Genomic DNA, 16,398 nt, shown 5'->3' with positions numbered 1-16,398 from the left:
CGTTTTTGCTCCTCTTTGGCGAAGAAGGGAGTGTTTAAATAACTGTGTCAGCTTTCATAAATTGTTATAATTTTTATAACTTGGAGAGCTGATAATGAGTAACAATAAAATTGATTTAACTAATTTTGATTTTAGCTAATTTCAAAAAGAAGCCATAGATAAACTTAAATCGGGTCAATCCTTGACCGGAAAAGATGGCGTTCTCACCCCGCTTATCAAAGAAATTCTAGAAGTTGCCTTAGAAGGCGAACTGGATTCTCATTTGCTGGACTGCAAAACGCAAGATCAAACTAATCGCCGCAATGGCAAACTACGGAAAAGGATAAAAACTGATACGGGGTCATTTGAGCTCGAAACTCCACGTGATCGCGAGGGTAGCTTTGAGCCGGAAATTGTAAAGAAACGCCAGACAGTTTTGAATGAGTCTCTGGACAATAAAGTCCTCTCCTTATATGCCGCCGGGATGAGCTACGCAGCAATAACAGAACATTTGACAGATATGTATGGTCTTGAAATTTCTACTGCTAAAATCAGCTTAATTACCGATAAATTAATGCCTGTTATTACAGAGTGGCGTAATCGTCCCCTGGAACCGGTTTATCCAATTGTTTTTTTAGATGCTATGCATTTAAAGTTCGTGAAGAAGGAAAAGTCGTAAGCAAAGCATTTTACTCTATTTTAGGGGTAAACAAAGAGGGTCGAAAAGATATTTTAGGCCTGTATCTTTCAGAAAATGAAGGCGCCCATTTTTGGCTGAGCGTGTTGAATGATCTGCATGCTCGAGGCGTTGAAGACATCTTAATTGCGAGCATTGACGGCTTAAAAGGATTTCCTGACGCCATTGCGCAAGTATTCCCTAAGACAGAAATTCAGCTGTGCGTAGTGCATCAGATTCGTAATTCGCTAAAGTATGTTGTAAGCAAAGACCAAAAAGCCTTTATGTTAGATTTAAAACTCGTTTATAAAGCCACCAGCAAAGATTTAGCGGAGCATCGCTTGCTAGAGCTAGGGGAGAAATGGGGCAAAAAATATCCCGCTGTAATTAAATCTTGGCAGGCTAATTGGGATTCTTTGTCGCAATATTTTAAATACCCCGAAGAGCTTCGTCGCATTATATATACCACCAATATTATCGAAGGATTCCATCGTCAGATTCGTAAATATACGAAAAGTAAAGGTGCATTTACCAGTGAAAACGCGCTGCTAAAATTAATATACTGTGCTTGCCAAAAAATTCTGGAAAAATGGAATCAACCGATGCACAATTGGGCATTGATAATTTCTCAGCTGCAAATATATTTTGAGGGGCGCCTAACTTTGGAGCTGAGATAATTTTATGCTGACACACTTAAATGAACGCTCTCGCGAAGAACATTAGTAACACCTCTTTTGATCGTGTAAGTTTATCAAATTTGGTGTCCAATAGAGTAGGGTCAGATCATTTCTAAGATTGCATAATCATAGTTCTGTGGATCAGATCCATACCTCAAACTTTTATGAAATAATTCCAGAGGAAATTTTTTTATTTCCTTACGATCAGGTGATTCTATATTTGCTTGATATGCTAAAGTAACTATTGAATCTGCAGGTGCATCCTTCAACACATTGTTATCTGTGATGAGGCATCCATTTGACACAAATGCAGAAGCGGATGCTTTTCTATTTTCTTCAACCCAAAATTCAATGTGTATGACCCCAGAGCAAACCTTTTTAATCAAATCATGGATTGAGTTATCTGCTTTCTGCATTTTTTCACCCTATATTTATTTCGGCAAATGCACTAATATTTTTTTTCTGATTTCTTCCGCGGAGTCTACTAAACTCCATCCTTCACTTACTGGCGGGCCTTTGCTTTCTGTCACAGTAAAACCGCTATCATTCGTTATGAAAGAAGAGGACAGAGTCTTTTTTAGATCAGGTGATAATAGCGGCCCGATATCATCTAAGAATGAATGCTCCTTCAATTTAAGATCAAGATTTTTTTCAAATAGTTCTCGCGTAATAATTTTATTTTCTTTTTTCATGTAATGTTCAAACACCTGGATGGTATTAGTAATATTTAAGTCTTCTTGATTTAGAGCCAACCATAAATCAAATACATCCCGACCTTTACTTCTCTGATACAAAGCGCGTAATTTTGTAGCTATCAACTCATCAAATTGGAAAGTATTAATCTTTGTACTACCTAAAAACCAATCAGACTGTACAGAAAAAATTTTCGATAAGCGATCAAGTACCGCGAAGTTTTCCTGGATATTGATTTCTATCTTGATACGTAACCGTGAAGTTGGCAAATTTTCTGGGTTGAAATAAAACATCATCTTAAAGCTGCGGATCGTTCTTACAGTTTTTGGTTTACCTAGCCAAGGTTCGAGGCGCTCTCGTAATGCATCAACAATATCGGTAATGGGCCCTTTGCTTGTTCGCACTAAATCGATATCTTCACTATACCTGGCTGGAGGAGAAAAAAATAATTTATGTAATGCTGTTCCACCTCGAAATGCAAGCTCCTTATTAAGAAATGGATCAGAGAAAATTTCTACGAGTATGCGCGACAAAATTAAATCTTGTTCAACTTGCATATCATCAGGCCAAGGAGCAACTGATCTCCACTGTGTAATTTGTGCAACTGGTATCATTCGTCAGGTTCCACTTTTGTATTAACAATAATTTTCCATTTTTTATCTCGTAATAAAGGTTTATACGACGCATGAGATACTAAACGAACCCAGTGTAGTTTTTTATCGGTAAGAATTTTTGTAATTTCATTAGCAAGTTGGTCAAACTCTAAAAATTCCAACAAATACCCTAAACGTTGAAGCCAGAATAATTCTGGATTAATCTGAGTTAGCTCTATTATCTTGGTTATATTAATTTTCTCAGCAAGCTCCATCAATACCGTAGCAACATTGCTAATTCCTGCTGCATGTCGTGGCATACTAACTATATCATTAGCAATCTGTTCTGGAGTTGCTACCTCTATCACTCCTGCATAGGTGTTAAATTTTTTGGTGGGCATTTCCCCAGCTTTTTTATTCGCAATAAACTCAATATAGATACGTCCACAACGGATGGGGGGTCGATTTTTGAGCGTTACAACTTGAAATCTCTGTGGCTTTTGGTGGGCAGCACCATAATACTGTGCAGCACTGAGAAAACCGACATAGTAAGGCTGGTTTAGGTATTTCATTAAATCTGGAATAAACATATCTGCAGGCAAACAGCCAAGTACTTGATATTCTGGCGGCAAAATCAAATAAAACCCCCTGGCCGGGCTAACTACGGATTTATTCAACCGCAAACGTCTGATCGCATTTATAGTTGCTATTTTAGTAAGCGCTAAGGCTTTTTCCGCTTCTTTAATAGTGAAAAAATAACGCCCTTGACTTCGAAGATCATTTATAAATTCTTGAGCTTTCATAGTATCTTGTGTTAAAACTCTCATAATAAATCGATTTACGTTATATTGCAAAAGTTTTAACACAGACCATATTCATTTTAGGTTACATTTCTAATAGAGTGAGTTGAAACTTCTATAATATATTGGTTTTCGTTATATTAAGAGACTTTTGACTCAGAAGCTATTAGATACTTAATTAACTTCTGTCGTTCGTGGATTTTGAGGGGCAATAAAAACCAGATAGTCGTTCTTTTATTAGCTATTAATTTCAATGATTTGTCTTGGGAAAAAGTGGGGAGCTGAAAAATTTGTCACGAAAATGTCACAAATCTGTCACACTCCTCTGCCCTTGCGCTAGGAAGCTATCTGAATTATATTAGTAACCTATTGAATCTAGAACAGAATTTTGGCGCGCCCGGAGAGATTCGAACTCCCGACCACCTGGTTCGTAGTCAGAATCGTCTTTTGGCCATTTCCTCTTTAATCAATGCCTTACGATGCTTTAGCACCTTTCAAGTGCCCAGATAAACCAAGTAAAACACAGTAAATCACAAATAATCTGTCACAAAAATGTCACACCCCTAATTCAGTCATCTGGGTTCTTTTCTAGGCAAAAGGAGATCGTTATGTGCATGCTCTCAACGCTGGGGAAAAAGTTTATTCTCTGATGGACATTTCTGATAGACATTAATGTTTAGTTAATCTTTGCTAGTTAAGATTAAGATGTATTCAAGCTTAAGATATCTCATATCAATGGGCTATTTTGGAAATGTAAGTCAAATAACTGTAATGAATGAGAAGATACAAATGAAAAAAGATCAGCCATCCAATATGTTTACAAAAACAAGAGAACTACCCGTAAAAGCCTTCTTAATAAAAGGCGCCTCAGAAGAGGACAGGTTGAAAACAGCTCACCAAATCATAAGTGATGTGACTAAGACTAATCCTAGATTTGTATATGGATGCTATGGCGGAGATGATGCATTAGCAGTTATTTTGACTAGAGATCCTTCATACTTATGGGCAATGAGTTTTCAGGAAGCAGAAGAACGAGCTGAGGCAGATGGAGAAACTATCGACGCTGGATCTCAACTTAAATGCGTTTAGCGATCACAATCTTTCAGGGTCACCCATTAGCTCCCAAGTTTCAAGAGGCAATACAAATTTTTAACGGAATCCTCGAAATTTCCGTTTTAAATTTTTAACTATCCTTGGAGAGAAACTAATCGCACCCGAGTTTTCGTTTGGAAGTGTCAGCTACTGAGCCGCACCAGTCACCCATCTGGCTTTAGATATTGCATAAACCCAACGGTTAATATCTGCATATCCATTGATGCAAAGCATCCCAGAAAACTATTAGTGCCATGCTGTGTCCAATTTGTTAATAACAAACCTGTGGATACCTTTCGGCTCCAGACCTTTGTGGCTCACAGCATGGGCGTATCAGTATAAACTCTCTTATAGATAATTAAAATAAAGGATGGAACAGTGGCCAATCAAGTCTCCTGGTTTTTAACCAACCCCTTTACGGGTTACACTGTTCCAGCCAACTCTTTACGTGAATGACTTATTCACATCAAAATCAACTCCATCGCGAATAATGTAATAGCAAGCACGCGCTAGTTTGTGCGCTATTGTTTTAATTGCAACAATCCTATTTGTCTTTTTACATTTTCTTTGATAGTAACGCTTTATTACTTCATTATTTCGAATAGCAAAATTTGCCGCCTCAATATACGCCCAGCAAAGATATTTATTACCATTTTTCTTATTATTCTCACCTTTCTTTTTACCATTGCTTTTCCGTTCACTGTCAACTAAGCGGCAATAGGATGAATAATTTCCAACTTGAGCAAAGCGAGATATTTCACCGGTCTCTAGCATGATGGTAAGGGAAAGGATTTTTCCAATACCATCCACAGTGCATAATTTCTTATACTCCTGCGTTAACTTAATTTTGTTATAAACAACTTTTTCAACTTCCTTAATTTGCTGGTCAAGTAATTTAGACATTAATAAATTACTTTTTGCTGCTAAATATATATGTACATCTTTTAAATATTCGCTTAATTTTTCTTCGGTTAACTGCTTAATTTGATTTGCACTTAGGCGCATTGCTGTGGTGCGTTCAATCAGTGTCTGCATACTCAGTATATGTGTTGTGCGATGCTGTACTAATTGACTTCGTTTTCTCAGTAAATCACGAACGCTTCTAGACTCCTTAGGATAAATATAGCCTGCATTTAAAATACCTAATCTATTTAAATCCGCTAACCAACGCGCATCCGTTTTATCGTTGGTATGTTTGATACCATCATATTGTTTTATTGCATTTGGATTTGCTAATTTAACTTTATAGCCTTCATCCATTAATCCATCTCCTAGCCAATACCAGTTATAGGTAGACTCAACTACTAAACTATCAATTCCTTCGAACTCACCTAGCTCTTTACGAATAACATCCATATCATTGAGTAGCCTTTTTTTATAATTTATGCGTCCAGCTTCATCGATTAATACCATATAACTATTTGTTGAATGAAGATCGATTCCACCATATAGTTTCATTGCTTCCTCCGTTTGAGTTTTTGTTTCCAAGAACAAATATTTTACACTCTTATGGAGGGAGCTAGATGATTATCAGATGTCAAAATGCAAATTAGAGAATAGCAAAAGTAATTGCATTTTGACATCTGACCCCTTGCTTCACTTTAGTAAGGAATTAAATAGAAAAGAAGCTTGTATTAAATTTTTTTTAGTGTACATTTTTGAAAATCTTATTCAAGGAAGGAATAATGTCAAATTCTATCATTAGTGAAACACCAGCTGATTTAGAGAAAAAAGCACATCCTTGGCGTCGATGTCCTCTAGGCAAGCACCTTGTTCGGGAGCATTCTGTTAATATCCCTCCCAGCAAAAAGCACCCTAATGGTATTATCTCAATCAGACATGAACATTGCGCTGCTAATAAATCTCATAAAGATGAATTATCCTATGATGAAATTCAAAATATTACTCATACCTACTTTCCTTTTTTGCAAGGATCGCCTACTTCAAAAATATTAATCAATGAATATTCAAAATCGGATAATTATGATATGGAAATTCGAGGTTGGACTAAGTACTGGAATGAAGTATTCCAACCTGATGAACCTCTTGATCCAAACTTAATAAAGGCACTTATTCTTACTGAGTCTAGTTTTGAAATAGACCCTAAACCAAAGCTAAATAAAGATGCTCATGGATTGATGCAAATTTTGACGAAAACTCTCCATTACCTTAGTGATACAAAGGGAGAGCTAAAAAATTATTTAGTTTGCCTTACAAAAGAGCAATTGCTAAATCCTTCGGCTAATATATGCGCAGGTACTCGGTGGCTCTTTAGGAAGAGAGAGACTGCAACGAATAAATTAAAACACAAGGCAACATGGGTCGAGACGATAGAGGATTACAAAAGTTTTCTGGATCAAAAACTAGAAAATAAGCCTTACAATCACGAACCAATGGATAGGATAAACCATTACTATCATCTTCTACGGGAAAATAATAATAACAATGAAAACAAAAATCCTGCTTCTCATATTATGCTTGAACCTTTCTAGTAATGTTCTAGCCGTTAGCCTAACAGCTAAAAAGAAATACCCATATTCTTTAATTACGGGTGATTACGGAATACTAAGTGAAGAGGATTTAGGTCATTACAATAAAACCTTTACACCAAAATCTTTCTCTAAGGAAAATAGAGGCGGGTTTTATTGGCAATGTTTTCCTCGTGAATTAGTTAATATCACCTTAGAAGACATGGGTTATTCATCAGAAGACTGGGGATGGACAGACACAGCTGCTGACTTAAATATTAAAGTATATATAAAGCCAAATATTATCCATCACTATTATATGCGACGAGCCTTTCCACTAGCTACTTATCAAGAACGTTTTACCCGATGGCATAAATTGATGGCTAAACAAAAATATGTTTGTTTTGGAGGTGAATTTGATGGTAAAAAAACCGAACTTGAAAATGAATCACAAAGACAGGTTTATTATTGGACTTTCGAGAAAATTAAAACAAAAAAAGGTAATGATTGTCTTCTTGGCATTTGAAAGGATGATTATTTTTGTAGGGATCTACTTTTGTCTTGCGGCGCGCTCAGAGAGATTATTCGCTTGGATGCGTAACCCTTCAAGCTGTCGCTCCGCAAATTTGCAATCCTGAACAAAAGTTACCTTACTAGGTTAAAAAAATCTTCGCATGGGAACATGTGAGATTCAAAAACTTTTTCAAAAAGGCAAGGGGTCAGATGTCAAAATGCAAATTAAAGAATAGCAAAAGTAATTGCATTTTTACATCTGACCCCTTACCTTTTATTTATAATACTGCGAATTTAAAATATGCAATTTCTATTCTTATAGAGGCTCAAGACTGCCACCATTATCTTTGTCTACATCACTAATCGTTGAGTTTGTTTTAATGCTTTTTTTACATCATCTGCTGACATATCGCCTTTTCTAATCTGGTCAGCTATATTTTCATACTCAGGGTTTTGCTCAACAACTTTACGTAAAAGCTTTTCACTCATTTTTATTTTTCCATGCTGAAACTCTCTGGCTGCTCGAATGATTTGCGCTTCTGGGTCTCCAGCCTTCGCTGCGTTTTTTAATTCACGTTGAGTTTGTGGGTCTTGTTTGAAAAATTTAGACAAATTGACATTGGATGCTGAAATAATATCTTCCAGCATATCTACTGGGTTTACTATGCCAGTTGTTACTTGTGTATAAACCCGATTTTGATGGATTTTCCAGTGCCAATTAAAACATCACGTTTAGTCTTACGGCCACCACAAATAGGTGATGAGAATGCTTTAAATGAAGCTATTTTGGAATCGTATGAAGTACTGAATAAATCTATGCTATGGGCTGATCACAAACCTACAGCTGAAGAATCAGAAATGCAGGCAAGGCTCGCAGCAGCAAATTGGATTCTCAAAAAGAACGATGAGCCATATTTACCGGTGTTTATGTTTGACAAATTAACTGATCAATTTATTGGCGCTACTGGGTATCATCATTATAATTGGGAAGTTCCATGTCTTGAAATAGGATACTGGATTCGAATATCATGCGCTGGGCAAGGGTTTATGACGGAAGCTGTTAATGCATTGACGCAATATGCTTTTAAACAACTAGGGGTAAAGCGCATCGCAATTACTTGTGATGTTGATAATATTCCAAGCAAAAGAATTCCTGAAAAACTTCATTACTGTTTGGAATCAATTGTTAAATCAAACCGGCTTAATTCAAAGGGTGATATCACTGATACTTTAGTTTACGCTAAATATGACTTATTGAATTTGCCGAATTTAGACGTTAATTGGTAACAGGAAATTTAATTTATAGTTAGCAGTATAAGAATTAAACTAGCAATTAATAAATTGCTTACACGATATTACATTTTTTTTACAAGCCACAGTAATAAGTCATCATCCACTATCACATTAGAACCATAATGAACTGTATCACATTTATAAAATAACCCACAACCATCTGGAATATAGCCAAGTTGGACGTAGAGTCGCTGCGCATTGCCATAGTCTGCAGTCATCCCTACTCCAATACCAATTTCTGCATGGCCACGATCTTGAACAATCTCTTCGCAAGCAACAATAAGTGCAGATCCAATCCCTTGCTTTCTATAGCAGGGCAATACATTCAAATCAGAGATTTCAGGAATATTTTGCTTATAAAAGCCTGGGTAACTCGATTGCCATTTGATCGTTACATATCCACAAAATTTTTCATCCTGCCTTGCTATTAAAACTGTGCGAAGGTTATTCACTTGTTCGGTTAGATAATTTTCATATAAAGTCTTTGGCTTATGCCAACTAATCGCTTTAAAAGAAAAAACTATTTCGTCAATATCATCTTGTTTTAAAGAGAGAATTTTTATTCTATTCATATGCCAAGCAAACGTTTAAGTAATGAATTATAATTTTAAAAGTTGTGGTTTTTAAAAGCGATTATATGCATTATTCAGATACAACAGAAGCTTTTCCAGAAAAGAATATTCCTGGTTTGGTAAATCATGACTAAAAAAGGTTTGTTTAATCTAAGACTCTTAAAGGTGTAAAGCAATTTTACTTTTGAAAAATAGCCAATGATTATGTGCAAAACTTAGCGAATAAATTATGACAAAGATGCATGAAAATGAATTTGAAATAGACGAAAGTCTTGTGCGTTCCCTCTTAGAGAGCCAGTGCCCTCAATGGGCAAATTTGTCTCTAAAGCGGATATCTTCAAGTGGTACGGATAATGCATTGTTTCGCTTAGGAGATAACTATGTTGTCAGACTACCGAGGCTTAAGGGCGCAAACAAAAATATTAATAAAGAATGCAAATGGTTGCCTCGACTAGCTGATTATTTAAAAATGCCAATCGCCAAACCTTTTTTCAAAGGTAATGCTAATGAAAAGTATCCCTCTCTTTGGATGATAACAAAATGGAATGAAGGTCATAACCCAGAGTTTGAACAAGAAAATGAGCATAAAATACTTGCAAAAGATTTAGCTGACTTTTTAAACGAGCTACATAGTATCCATCTCTCTGACGGTCCTTATTCAAGACGTGGGGTCCCGCTGAAAGAGGTCAATGAGGAAACAACTAAAGCTCTAGGTCAACTACATGGAGAAATTGATGTTGTGCTAGCGTCTGGTCTTTGGCAAAAAATTATGGAAATTCCCAATTGGGATAAAGCACCTGTATGGGTCCATGGCGATTATTTGCCTGGCAACATCTTAGTGCAAAATAGTAGGCTAAGTGCAGTATTAGATTGGTCTGATGTTGGCATAGGGGATCCTGCTTGTGATCTTGTTATCGCTTGGAGTCTGCTTAATGAAAAATCGAGAGATATATTCAGGTATAATTTACGGAATATCGATAGTCACACTTGGGAAAGAGGACGTGGTTGGGCACTTTCCATTGCTCTCATCTTGTTACCCTATTACAAACATACCAATCCTGTTCTAGCAGCACTTGCGAGACGAATGATTGCGAATGTATTACGTCATTACATACCTGATTAAATCCGCAAGCACTTATTGAAATACTTACAAATAGAGATGTAATTACTTCGCTTGATCTTCGTGAATTTTTGCCCGATGATGAACTCGCTTTCTTAGCGATGAAAGCTAGCCAGAGTTTACATCACCTTGGTAAAAGCACTTACTATAAAAATAGAGAACAGCTCTATCGAATTACAATGAAAATAATCTGATTCAAAATAAACTATTCACATTATTATAAATTATTTCTCAATAATTGTTCCTTGGTGATAGAGTATTTTCCATTCGCCAGCAAATTTACGCCATATCGTACTACGCCTTGTGATTCTAGTTTTGCCTTGAATAAGAATATAAGTCAGTAAATAACTATCATGACATATTTCCATAAGCTCAAAGTTTTTAGCTTCCCAATCGTCTTTATAATCGGGATCCTTATAGCGCTCAACTAATACATCTAAAACATATTGTTTGGTATAGACATTCCCAGATGCACCCACTTCCCAAAACTCATCACACATCTGATTTAAAATATCTTGTTCAGTCTTTCCGAAACTATCGGAATGATGGAATATAGGCTCACGTTTTTTTAGCTCATTTAAAATAGGCAGCAACTTTTTTTCTGTGACCAAGTTTTTTTTCATAACCTATATTGTCCTCAAAATAAAGTAATACAACGCATTATAACTTTTTTAGTAGTCAAGGATATTAGTTCTTAACGAAAAGTATAAATTTTAACTATTCTTCCTTAGAGTTAGAGCTGATCGGAGAATCCATTTCTGCAATGGCAACTCAGGTTTGATTCCCACCTTCTAATACCGATATCTGTATAGTCACTATCTATCGCATGCAACAATAAATACAGATCTAATCTCCTGCTTCCTATAAGTAGAACAATACATTCAAATAAGAGCTTTCTGAAACATTTCTCTTATAACCCAGGTTAACTCGGTTTCCATATGATTGTCAGAGCTCCACAAAATTTTTCATCTTGTTTTGCTATTAGTGCTGCGGGGAGCTATTCGCTGCTTAGTTAAATTTCATAAATATTTTTTGGCTTATCCCACCAGTCTCATTAAAGGAGAAAATAATTTCGTCAATATCCTTTTCTTTCAAAGAATTGCAGATTACTTCATGTGTCTGAAGTTTCCTATTTTAAATTATCATGTCCCCTTATTTTCATCTTCTGTTTCAGGCAAAAATCCACCGGCTTGCATTTGCCACATTCTTGCATAATGTCCAGCTTTTGCTATCAGAGCTTCATGGGTACCATCCTCAATTATTTGACCATTATCAAAGACTAAGATCCTATCCATTTTAGAAAGCGTAGATAATCGATGCGCAATAACAATGGTGGTTTTATCTTGCATTAATATTTGCAGCGCATCTTGAGTATATTTCTCCGTTATAGAATCCAAAGCTGACGTTGCTTCATCTAAAATCAAAATGGGTGCATTTTTCAACATAGCTCTTGCAATTGCTATGCGTTGACGCTGGCCTGTAGATAATTTTATTCCTCTCTCACCCACCATAGAATCATAACCTTGAGAAAGTTGAATGATAAATTCATGACAATGAGCTTTTTTTGCAATCTCAAACACTTCTGCGTCAGTCGCATGCGTATTTCCAAAACGAATATTCTCCATTAAAGTTCGATGAAAAAGCGTAATATCTTGCGGTATTAAGGCAATTTGCTCTCTTAAAGATTTTTGAGTCACCTGATTAATGTTTTGATCATCGATGGTAATTTCTCCAGACTCAACTTCAAAGAGTCGCAAAATTAAATTTACAAAGGTACTTTTCCCGCTGCCTGAAAATCCAACAAGCCCTACTTTTTGACTCGGCTCAATTACGATATTTTTATTTTTAAATAAGTGCGCACCTTCATCATAATGAAATGTCACATTATGAAATTTAATTTTTCCCTTTGAAATAATAAGGGGTTTTGCATCAGGAACATCAACAATCTCATGTGGCAATGAAACAATGGAAAGCGCTTGCTTACATATTCCTATTTGCTCTGAAAATGACACGAATTGACCAGCAATAAACCAAAGATTCCACAAAATAGTAATTGATAATGAAATAACGAAAGCAAAATCACCGATAGAAACCTTATTTTCACCATACATGTGAAGTAAAATAAAAAGATTTAGACTCATTAACACGATGATACTGATATCCCAAAATATACGCATTTTGATAATTTTGGTTTGCATCGTTCTATCTTTTTGCACAGCATCTTTGATGCTCTGGTTAATATACCGATTTTCATCTGCATGCCTTACAAAGAGCCTAACATTAATAATGTTGCTGATGCTATCTACCATTTTCCCAACAGCAGACGTCTTACTCTCTGCAAAAACGTGAGAAAGCTGTTGAATTGGTTTTAGAAAAAGAAAAGTAATTAAAAGAAATGCGAAGGCCCATCCCAATAAAATCGCTGAAAAAATAGGATGGATAAATAACAAAGTGATAATAGCGACACTTAAACCAAGCGTTTGTGCATAAATATCGTCCAGGTTCATAAAGATGTCGATCACACCACTTTGCATGTCAGTAATTTTATTTATTAAACTTCCTGAAAAATTATTCTGAAAATAATGATGCGAATGTTGATTAAGATACTTAAACATCTTGGACATGACAGCTTCTCGAACATTTGGAAATAATTTTAATTTCACCCAATCCAAAAGGCGCATATTAAGACAAAGCGCTATCCAAAGAGCGATATACCCATAAATATAGGGCTCGGTTGTCTTAAATAAATCTGTTTTATTCCCTTTAAAGTCCACCACGTGATCAATGATAAGTTTAAGCATATAGGGCATAAATGTGTTGATTAAAGCCCAAAATAAACCTATGAGCGCCATTATAGATAACAGTTGCTTATAGGGCTTTATCACATTGATTAAGAAGTGTCTTAAAGAGGGAGTCAGTTGGTTTGTCATTGTCGTCTACATTTATTAGTTTAAAGATTGCTCAATTATATCATTGTTAGAAATACAATTCGCTTAACCTGCAAAACAACAGTTGCGGTTAACTTAAATTCTTGGTTGTTATTTATCTCTGTGTTTAAGAGTTAGCCACTTTTCTTTTTCGCCACGGTTAAGATATTCAGACTTTTGTCAGCCACAAACTCACTTCCATCCATGTCATATTGATTTATAACTTTAAATCCGTTGCGCTTAAGCATTGCTTGCAATTCTGCGAAGGTATAAATTTGTAGACTGAAACTATTCGTGTGTATTTCTGGCTCACCGTCGCCTTTAGAAATTGTGTAATGATCATGGGAAATCAGAAGACCATTTTCTTTATCAATCTCAGAATGTTGAATATTGCGTATATTGACGCCCTTCACAATGCTCTTAACATCCATTGCAAAACTATCAATAACGTCATCCGTAATCGCTTGCAGATTAAAAATATCAAAAATATATATTCCGCCCTCTTTGAGATTAGCGTGGATATTCTGTAGTGCCTTTTCAAAATCCATTTTAGTGAGATGGCCAATGGCATTAAAAATAGTAATAACCGCATCAAATTTTCCTACTTTTATATTCCGTATATCACCGTCAATAAAAGTAAGATCACGATTCATTTTTTTGGCTTTACTTCGAGCTTGTTCAAGCAAAGCAGGACTGAAATCAGTACCCATGACTTCATAGTCTCGTTCGGCAAGATAAAAAACTTGCGAGCCTGTTCCACAAGTCATATCCAGAACTGTTTTTACTTTTTGCTCTCTTAGCAGTTTCTCAATCAGAGCATTTTTAGCTTCAGTGTGTTCACTGATATTATGCGCATCGAAATATTCCGACATTTGTTGATATTCCAATGGCAGCCCAAGCTTGTGTTCTGTATTGCTCATTTTTCTCTACCTCTATCAAAGGAATCACATGACTCAAATTACCTGGCAGAATTGTACTGGCTCTTTGTTAATCGTTCGAGGGGATATTGTAGTTTGTTGCAGTTTTTTATCTCTTAGTGCCCAAGGGTGCTCCACGAAGCTTCGGCTATGAAAGGGCAATCTTTCGGAATCCTCAATGACAAATGCCGGAAGGCGGAATCGAAGCGCCGACCTCCTGATTACGAATGGGGTGGCTGGATGGTCTAAAGATTCCTGGAAATTGCTTAACTATTTGATATTTGCTGGTTTTTGCCTCTAGCTTGTTCTTTATCATTCTCTCATTTACTGGCAAAAATCTTTTCTTCTTGGCATGATTACACAGGGAATTACACAGAATTTATCTGCTGAAAATATGAAAGAGTTTCAAATAAATTCATCTGCAATTCGAAAAGCACGGGCCATACGGTCTTGCTGACTTGTCGATACTTTTAGCATACTGGCTTCTTGACGCCATTGCTTAACCACTCTAATTACTTCAGAAACTATCTTACCAGCTTGGTCAGTCTTCAATCGAAAATACTCGGATACTTCTAACGCCAACTTAATATCTTGCGAGTTATCAGTTTCGTTTATATTAAGTTTCAATCCATTTCCACTCGCTACTGGATTTATGTCGTATGCTGGGGATAATACCCAACCATCGGGCTGAAGAATAAAGCTGTGGTTTCTTAAATGATCGTCAGTATTAGATATGCAGATAAAGAAAATAATTCTTCGCCATAATTGTTCTAGGTCTTTTTTTGCGTGCGATCCATTTTGTATCAAAAATTCAGCAAGCTCTAGATAGCTCGCACCTAAAGCAGCATCGTGCCCATCCCTGCGCTGTAACAGTGTTAATGCCGAAGCGTAATGTATCCGTTCACCTCTTCCTGTTCGATCAAAACGTTTACTAAGAAAGGTATGATGTGAACCATTAAATCGTCGCAAAGTTGCTTGTGCAGTGATAATTCCAGCTCGTTGTGCAAGATTGTTTACCACCATTTCCCAAACACCAATATCAATGTCGTCATGAGAACTCGGAAATTTCGCAATCCACAAATGTTTATCCTCATCAATAACGCTTGCTTTTGGACGAGCACCGCCCAAAGAAGAGCCTGGTGTAATTAACATTTGTAGCCATTTTGAATAATTTGAATTATTTACTGCATCTTCTTTCTCTAACTCCCAGCTTGCTTGCTCCAATTCACGCAGTGAAGTCCAAGGAGGCGAAGCTAGTTCTTTATTATTATCTAGAAAATCATCTCCTCTACTTGTACGAAACCGAAGGCCCCCTATTCGATGTTCATCATAAACACCTAAAAGATAATCTGATTCCAAAAGATTACGGTTTATTCTTCCTTCTTGCCGAGCAAGTTGCGCTTCTCGGCGGTCCATTAAAGTGCGACCCCATCTATCTGGAGAAGAATCAAGAAAAACACTGAAATTTTGGTTTTGGGGTGCATATTGAATACCAGAATAGAGTTGCAAAGAGGGATCTAAGTTATGAGCTTGGTCGCTTCGGAGCCAATTTTCATCATATTCAAATGAGAAAACTTCTTCTCCTCGAGAAGGTGTAGCATATAAAATGCCCATGAAGGTTGGTTCCGATAAACCCACCCAGTGTGCATAAACTTCAATATCTCGTCGCTTAGTCTTTGTCATTGACTTTCTTACTCTGGCTTTCGCGCTTTAATCGTGGTGCACGCGCTTTTATAGGCAAATCAGCATCTTGAAGTTTTCGGCCTAACTCATCGTCTCGCCCTACTAGGCGCAGGTCCTTTTCAAGCCCCAGAGAAAATAGCACGTTTACATATGCACCCAGCGTTACACTTGGATCCCCTCGCTCAATCGCTCGCAATGTATTACGCGCCATTCCTGCTCGTTCTGCAACCATGGCAGCAGAAAATCTCCTGCGTAAACGAGCCAGATGGATATTTTCTCCAAGCTCTTTCAAAAGACGCTGCAATGACGGCAATGATTTTGTGGTTTTTCTGCTCATAATGATCAATATTTTAACCAATAATTAGAGTTAATGCTCATAATAATCATCATTATAG

General features: G+C 36.5%; 16 protein-coding genes and 1 pseudogene. 6 read left to right on the top strand and 11 right to left on the bottom strand.

Annotated features, from left to right (window positions below):
* The first annotated feature begins 154 nt into the window (after window positions 1-154).
* Window positions 155-1,332: pseudogene (locus H0U71_04845) on the top strand (IS256 family transposase).
* 101 nt (window positions 1,333-1,433) lie between these two features.
* Here the strand turns inward: H0U71_04845 and H0U71_04840 are convergent.
* From H0U71_04840 to H0U71_04830, 3 genes are read right to left on the bottom strand one after another with little or no spacing between them, the layout of a single operon-like run.
* The gene (locus H0U71_04840) at window positions 1,434-1,748 is read right to left on the bottom strand and encodes a hypothetical protein (GenBank protein ID MBA2654379.1); all 315 of its coding nucleotides are present in this window, start codon (window positions 1,746-1,748) and stop codon (window positions 1,434-1,436) included.
* Between the two features lie 15 nt (window positions 1,749-1,763).
* Window positions 1,764-2,639 carry a nucleotidyl transferase AbiEii/AbiGii toxin family protein gene (locus H0U71_04835; protein MBA2654378.1) on the bottom strand — a complete coding sequence of 292 codons (876 nt, stop codon included), beginning with the start codon at window positions 2,637-2,639 and terminating at the stop codon, window positions 1,764-1,766.
* Window positions 2,636-3,445 (bottom strand): type IV toxin-antitoxin system AbiEi family antitoxin, encoded by an 810-nt coding sequence (locus H0U71_04830; GenBank protein ID MBA2654377.1) that lies wholly within the window; start codon window positions 3,443-3,445, stop codon window positions 2,636-2,638. The genes H0U71_04835 and H0U71_04830 overlap by 4 nt, the downstream gene beginning before the upstream one ends.
* A gap of 762 nt (window positions 3,446-4,207) precedes the next feature.
* Here H0U71_04830 and H0U71_04825 point away from each other — a divergent pair.
* A complete protein-coding gene (locus H0U71_04825; protein ID MBA2654376.1) occupies window positions 4,208-4,507 on the top strand; it encodes a hypothetical protein in 300 nt (99 codons plus the stop codon).
* A 447-nt stretch (window positions 4,508-4,954) separates the two neighbouring features.
* On the opposite strand, the gene H0U71_04820 is transcribed toward H0U71_04825, so the two are convergent.
* On the bottom strand, window positions 4,955-5,968 hold the full coding sequence (locus tag H0U71_04820) for an IS110 family transposase (GenBank protein MBA2654375.1): 1,014 nt from the start codon (window positions 5,966-5,968) through the stop codon (window positions 4,955-4,957).
* A 227-nt stretch (window positions 5,969-6,195) separates the two neighbouring features.
* On the opposite strand from H0U71_04820, the gene H0U71_04815 reads away from it, so the two are divergent.
* Together H0U71_04815 and H0U71_04810 are read left to right on the top strand one after the other, a co-directional pair.
* Complete coding sequence (locus H0U71_04815) at window positions 6,196-7,002, top strand: transglycosylase SLT domain-containing protein (protein MBA2654374.1); 807 nt, start codon at window positions 6,196-6,198, stop codon at window positions 7,000-7,002.
* On the top strand, window positions 6,956-7,504 hold the full coding sequence (locus H0U71_04810; protein ID MBA2654373.1) for a hypothetical protein: 549 nt from the start codon (window positions 6,956-6,958) through the stop codon (window positions 7,502-7,504). Before H0U71_04815 ends, H0U71_04810 begins: the two co-directional genes overlap by 47 nt.
* Before the next feature lie 338 nt (window positions 7,505-7,842).
* Here the strand turns inward: H0U71_04810 and H0U71_04805 are convergent, their stop codons facing one another.
* Window positions 7,843-8,139, bottom strand: a complete 297-nt coding sequence (locus H0U71_04805) for a hypothetical protein (protein ID MBA2654372.1) — start codon at window positions 8,137-8,139, stop codon at window positions 7,843-7,845.
* A 63-nt stretch (window positions 8,140-8,202) separates the two neighbouring features.
* Here H0U71_04805 and H0U71_04800 point away from each other — a divergent pair, with 63 nt between their 5' ends.
* A complete protein-coding gene (locus H0U71_04800) occupies window positions 8,203-8,778 on the top strand; it encodes a GNAT family N-acetyltransferase (protein ID MBA2654371.1) in 576 nt (191 codons plus the stop codon).
* A 68-nt stretch (window positions 8,779-8,846) separates the two neighbouring features.
* Here H0U71_04800 and H0U71_04795 read toward each other — a convergent pair whose 3' ends face one another.
* Window positions 8,847-9,347, bottom strand: coding sequence for a GNAT family N-acetyltransferase (locus H0U71_04795; protein ID MBA2654370.1), 501 nt, complete (start codon window positions 9,345-9,347; stop codon window positions 8,847-8,849).
* 238 nt (window positions 9,348-9,585) lie between these two features.
* Between H0U71_04795 and H0U71_04790 the strand changes: the two genes are divergently transcribed.
* The gene (locus H0U71_04790; protein MBA2654369.1) at window positions 9,586-10,479 is read left to right on the top strand and encodes an aminoglycoside phosphotransferase family protein; all 894 of its coding nucleotides are present in this window, start codon (window positions 9,586-9,588) and stop codon (window positions 10,477-10,479) included.
* 221 nt (window positions 10,480-10,700) lie between these two features.
* On the opposite strand, the gene H0U71_04785 is transcribed toward H0U71_04790, so the two are convergent.
* From H0U71_04785 to H0U71_04765, 5 genes are all read right to left on the bottom strand, one after another.
* Window positions 10,701-11,099 (bottom strand): DUF4440 domain-containing protein, encoded by a 399-nt coding sequence (locus H0U71_04785; GenBank protein ID MBA2654368.1) that lies wholly within the window; start codon window positions 11,097-11,099, stop codon window positions 10,701-10,703.
* Window positions 11,100-11,618: 519 nt separating this feature from the next.
* The gene (locus tag H0U71_04780; protein ID MBA2654367.1) at window positions 11,619-13,406 is read right to left on the bottom strand and encodes an ABC transporter ATP-binding protein; all 1,788 of its coding nucleotides are present in this window, start codon (window positions 13,404-13,406) and stop codon (window positions 11,619-11,621) included.
* A 131-nt stretch (window positions 13,407-13,537) separates the two neighbouring features.
* Window positions 13,538-14,323 carry a class I SAM-dependent methyltransferase gene (locus tag H0U71_04775; protein MBA2654366.1) on the bottom strand — a complete coding sequence of 262 codons (786 nt, stop codon included), beginning with the start codon at window positions 14,321-14,323 and terminating at the stop codon, window positions 13,538-13,540.
* Window positions 14,324-14,725: 402 nt separating this feature from the next.
* Window positions 14,726-16,003 carry a type II toxin-antitoxin system HipA family toxin gene (locus tag H0U71_04770; protein MBA2654365.1) on the bottom strand — a complete coding sequence of 426 codons (1,278 nt, stop codon included), beginning with the start codon at window positions 16,001-16,003 and terminating at the stop codon, window positions 14,726-14,728.
* The gene (locus H0U71_04765) at window positions 15,990-16,340 is read right to left on the bottom strand and encodes a helix-turn-helix domain-containing protein (protein ID MBA2654364.1); all 351 of its coding nucleotides are present in this window, start codon (window positions 16,338-16,340) and stop codon (window positions 15,990-15,992) included. The genes H0U71_04770 and H0U71_04765 overlap by 14 nt, the downstream gene beginning before the upstream one ends.
* Window positions 16,341-16,398 lie beyond the last annotated feature (58 nt).

The sequence above is a fragment of the Gammaproteobacteria bacterium genome, from assembly GCA_013697705.1.
Classification (GTDB): Bacteria; Pseudomonadota; Gammaproteobacteria; order UBA6002; family UBA6002; genus UBA6002.
This window is presented reverse-complemented; position numbering and strand designations above follow the sequence as displayed.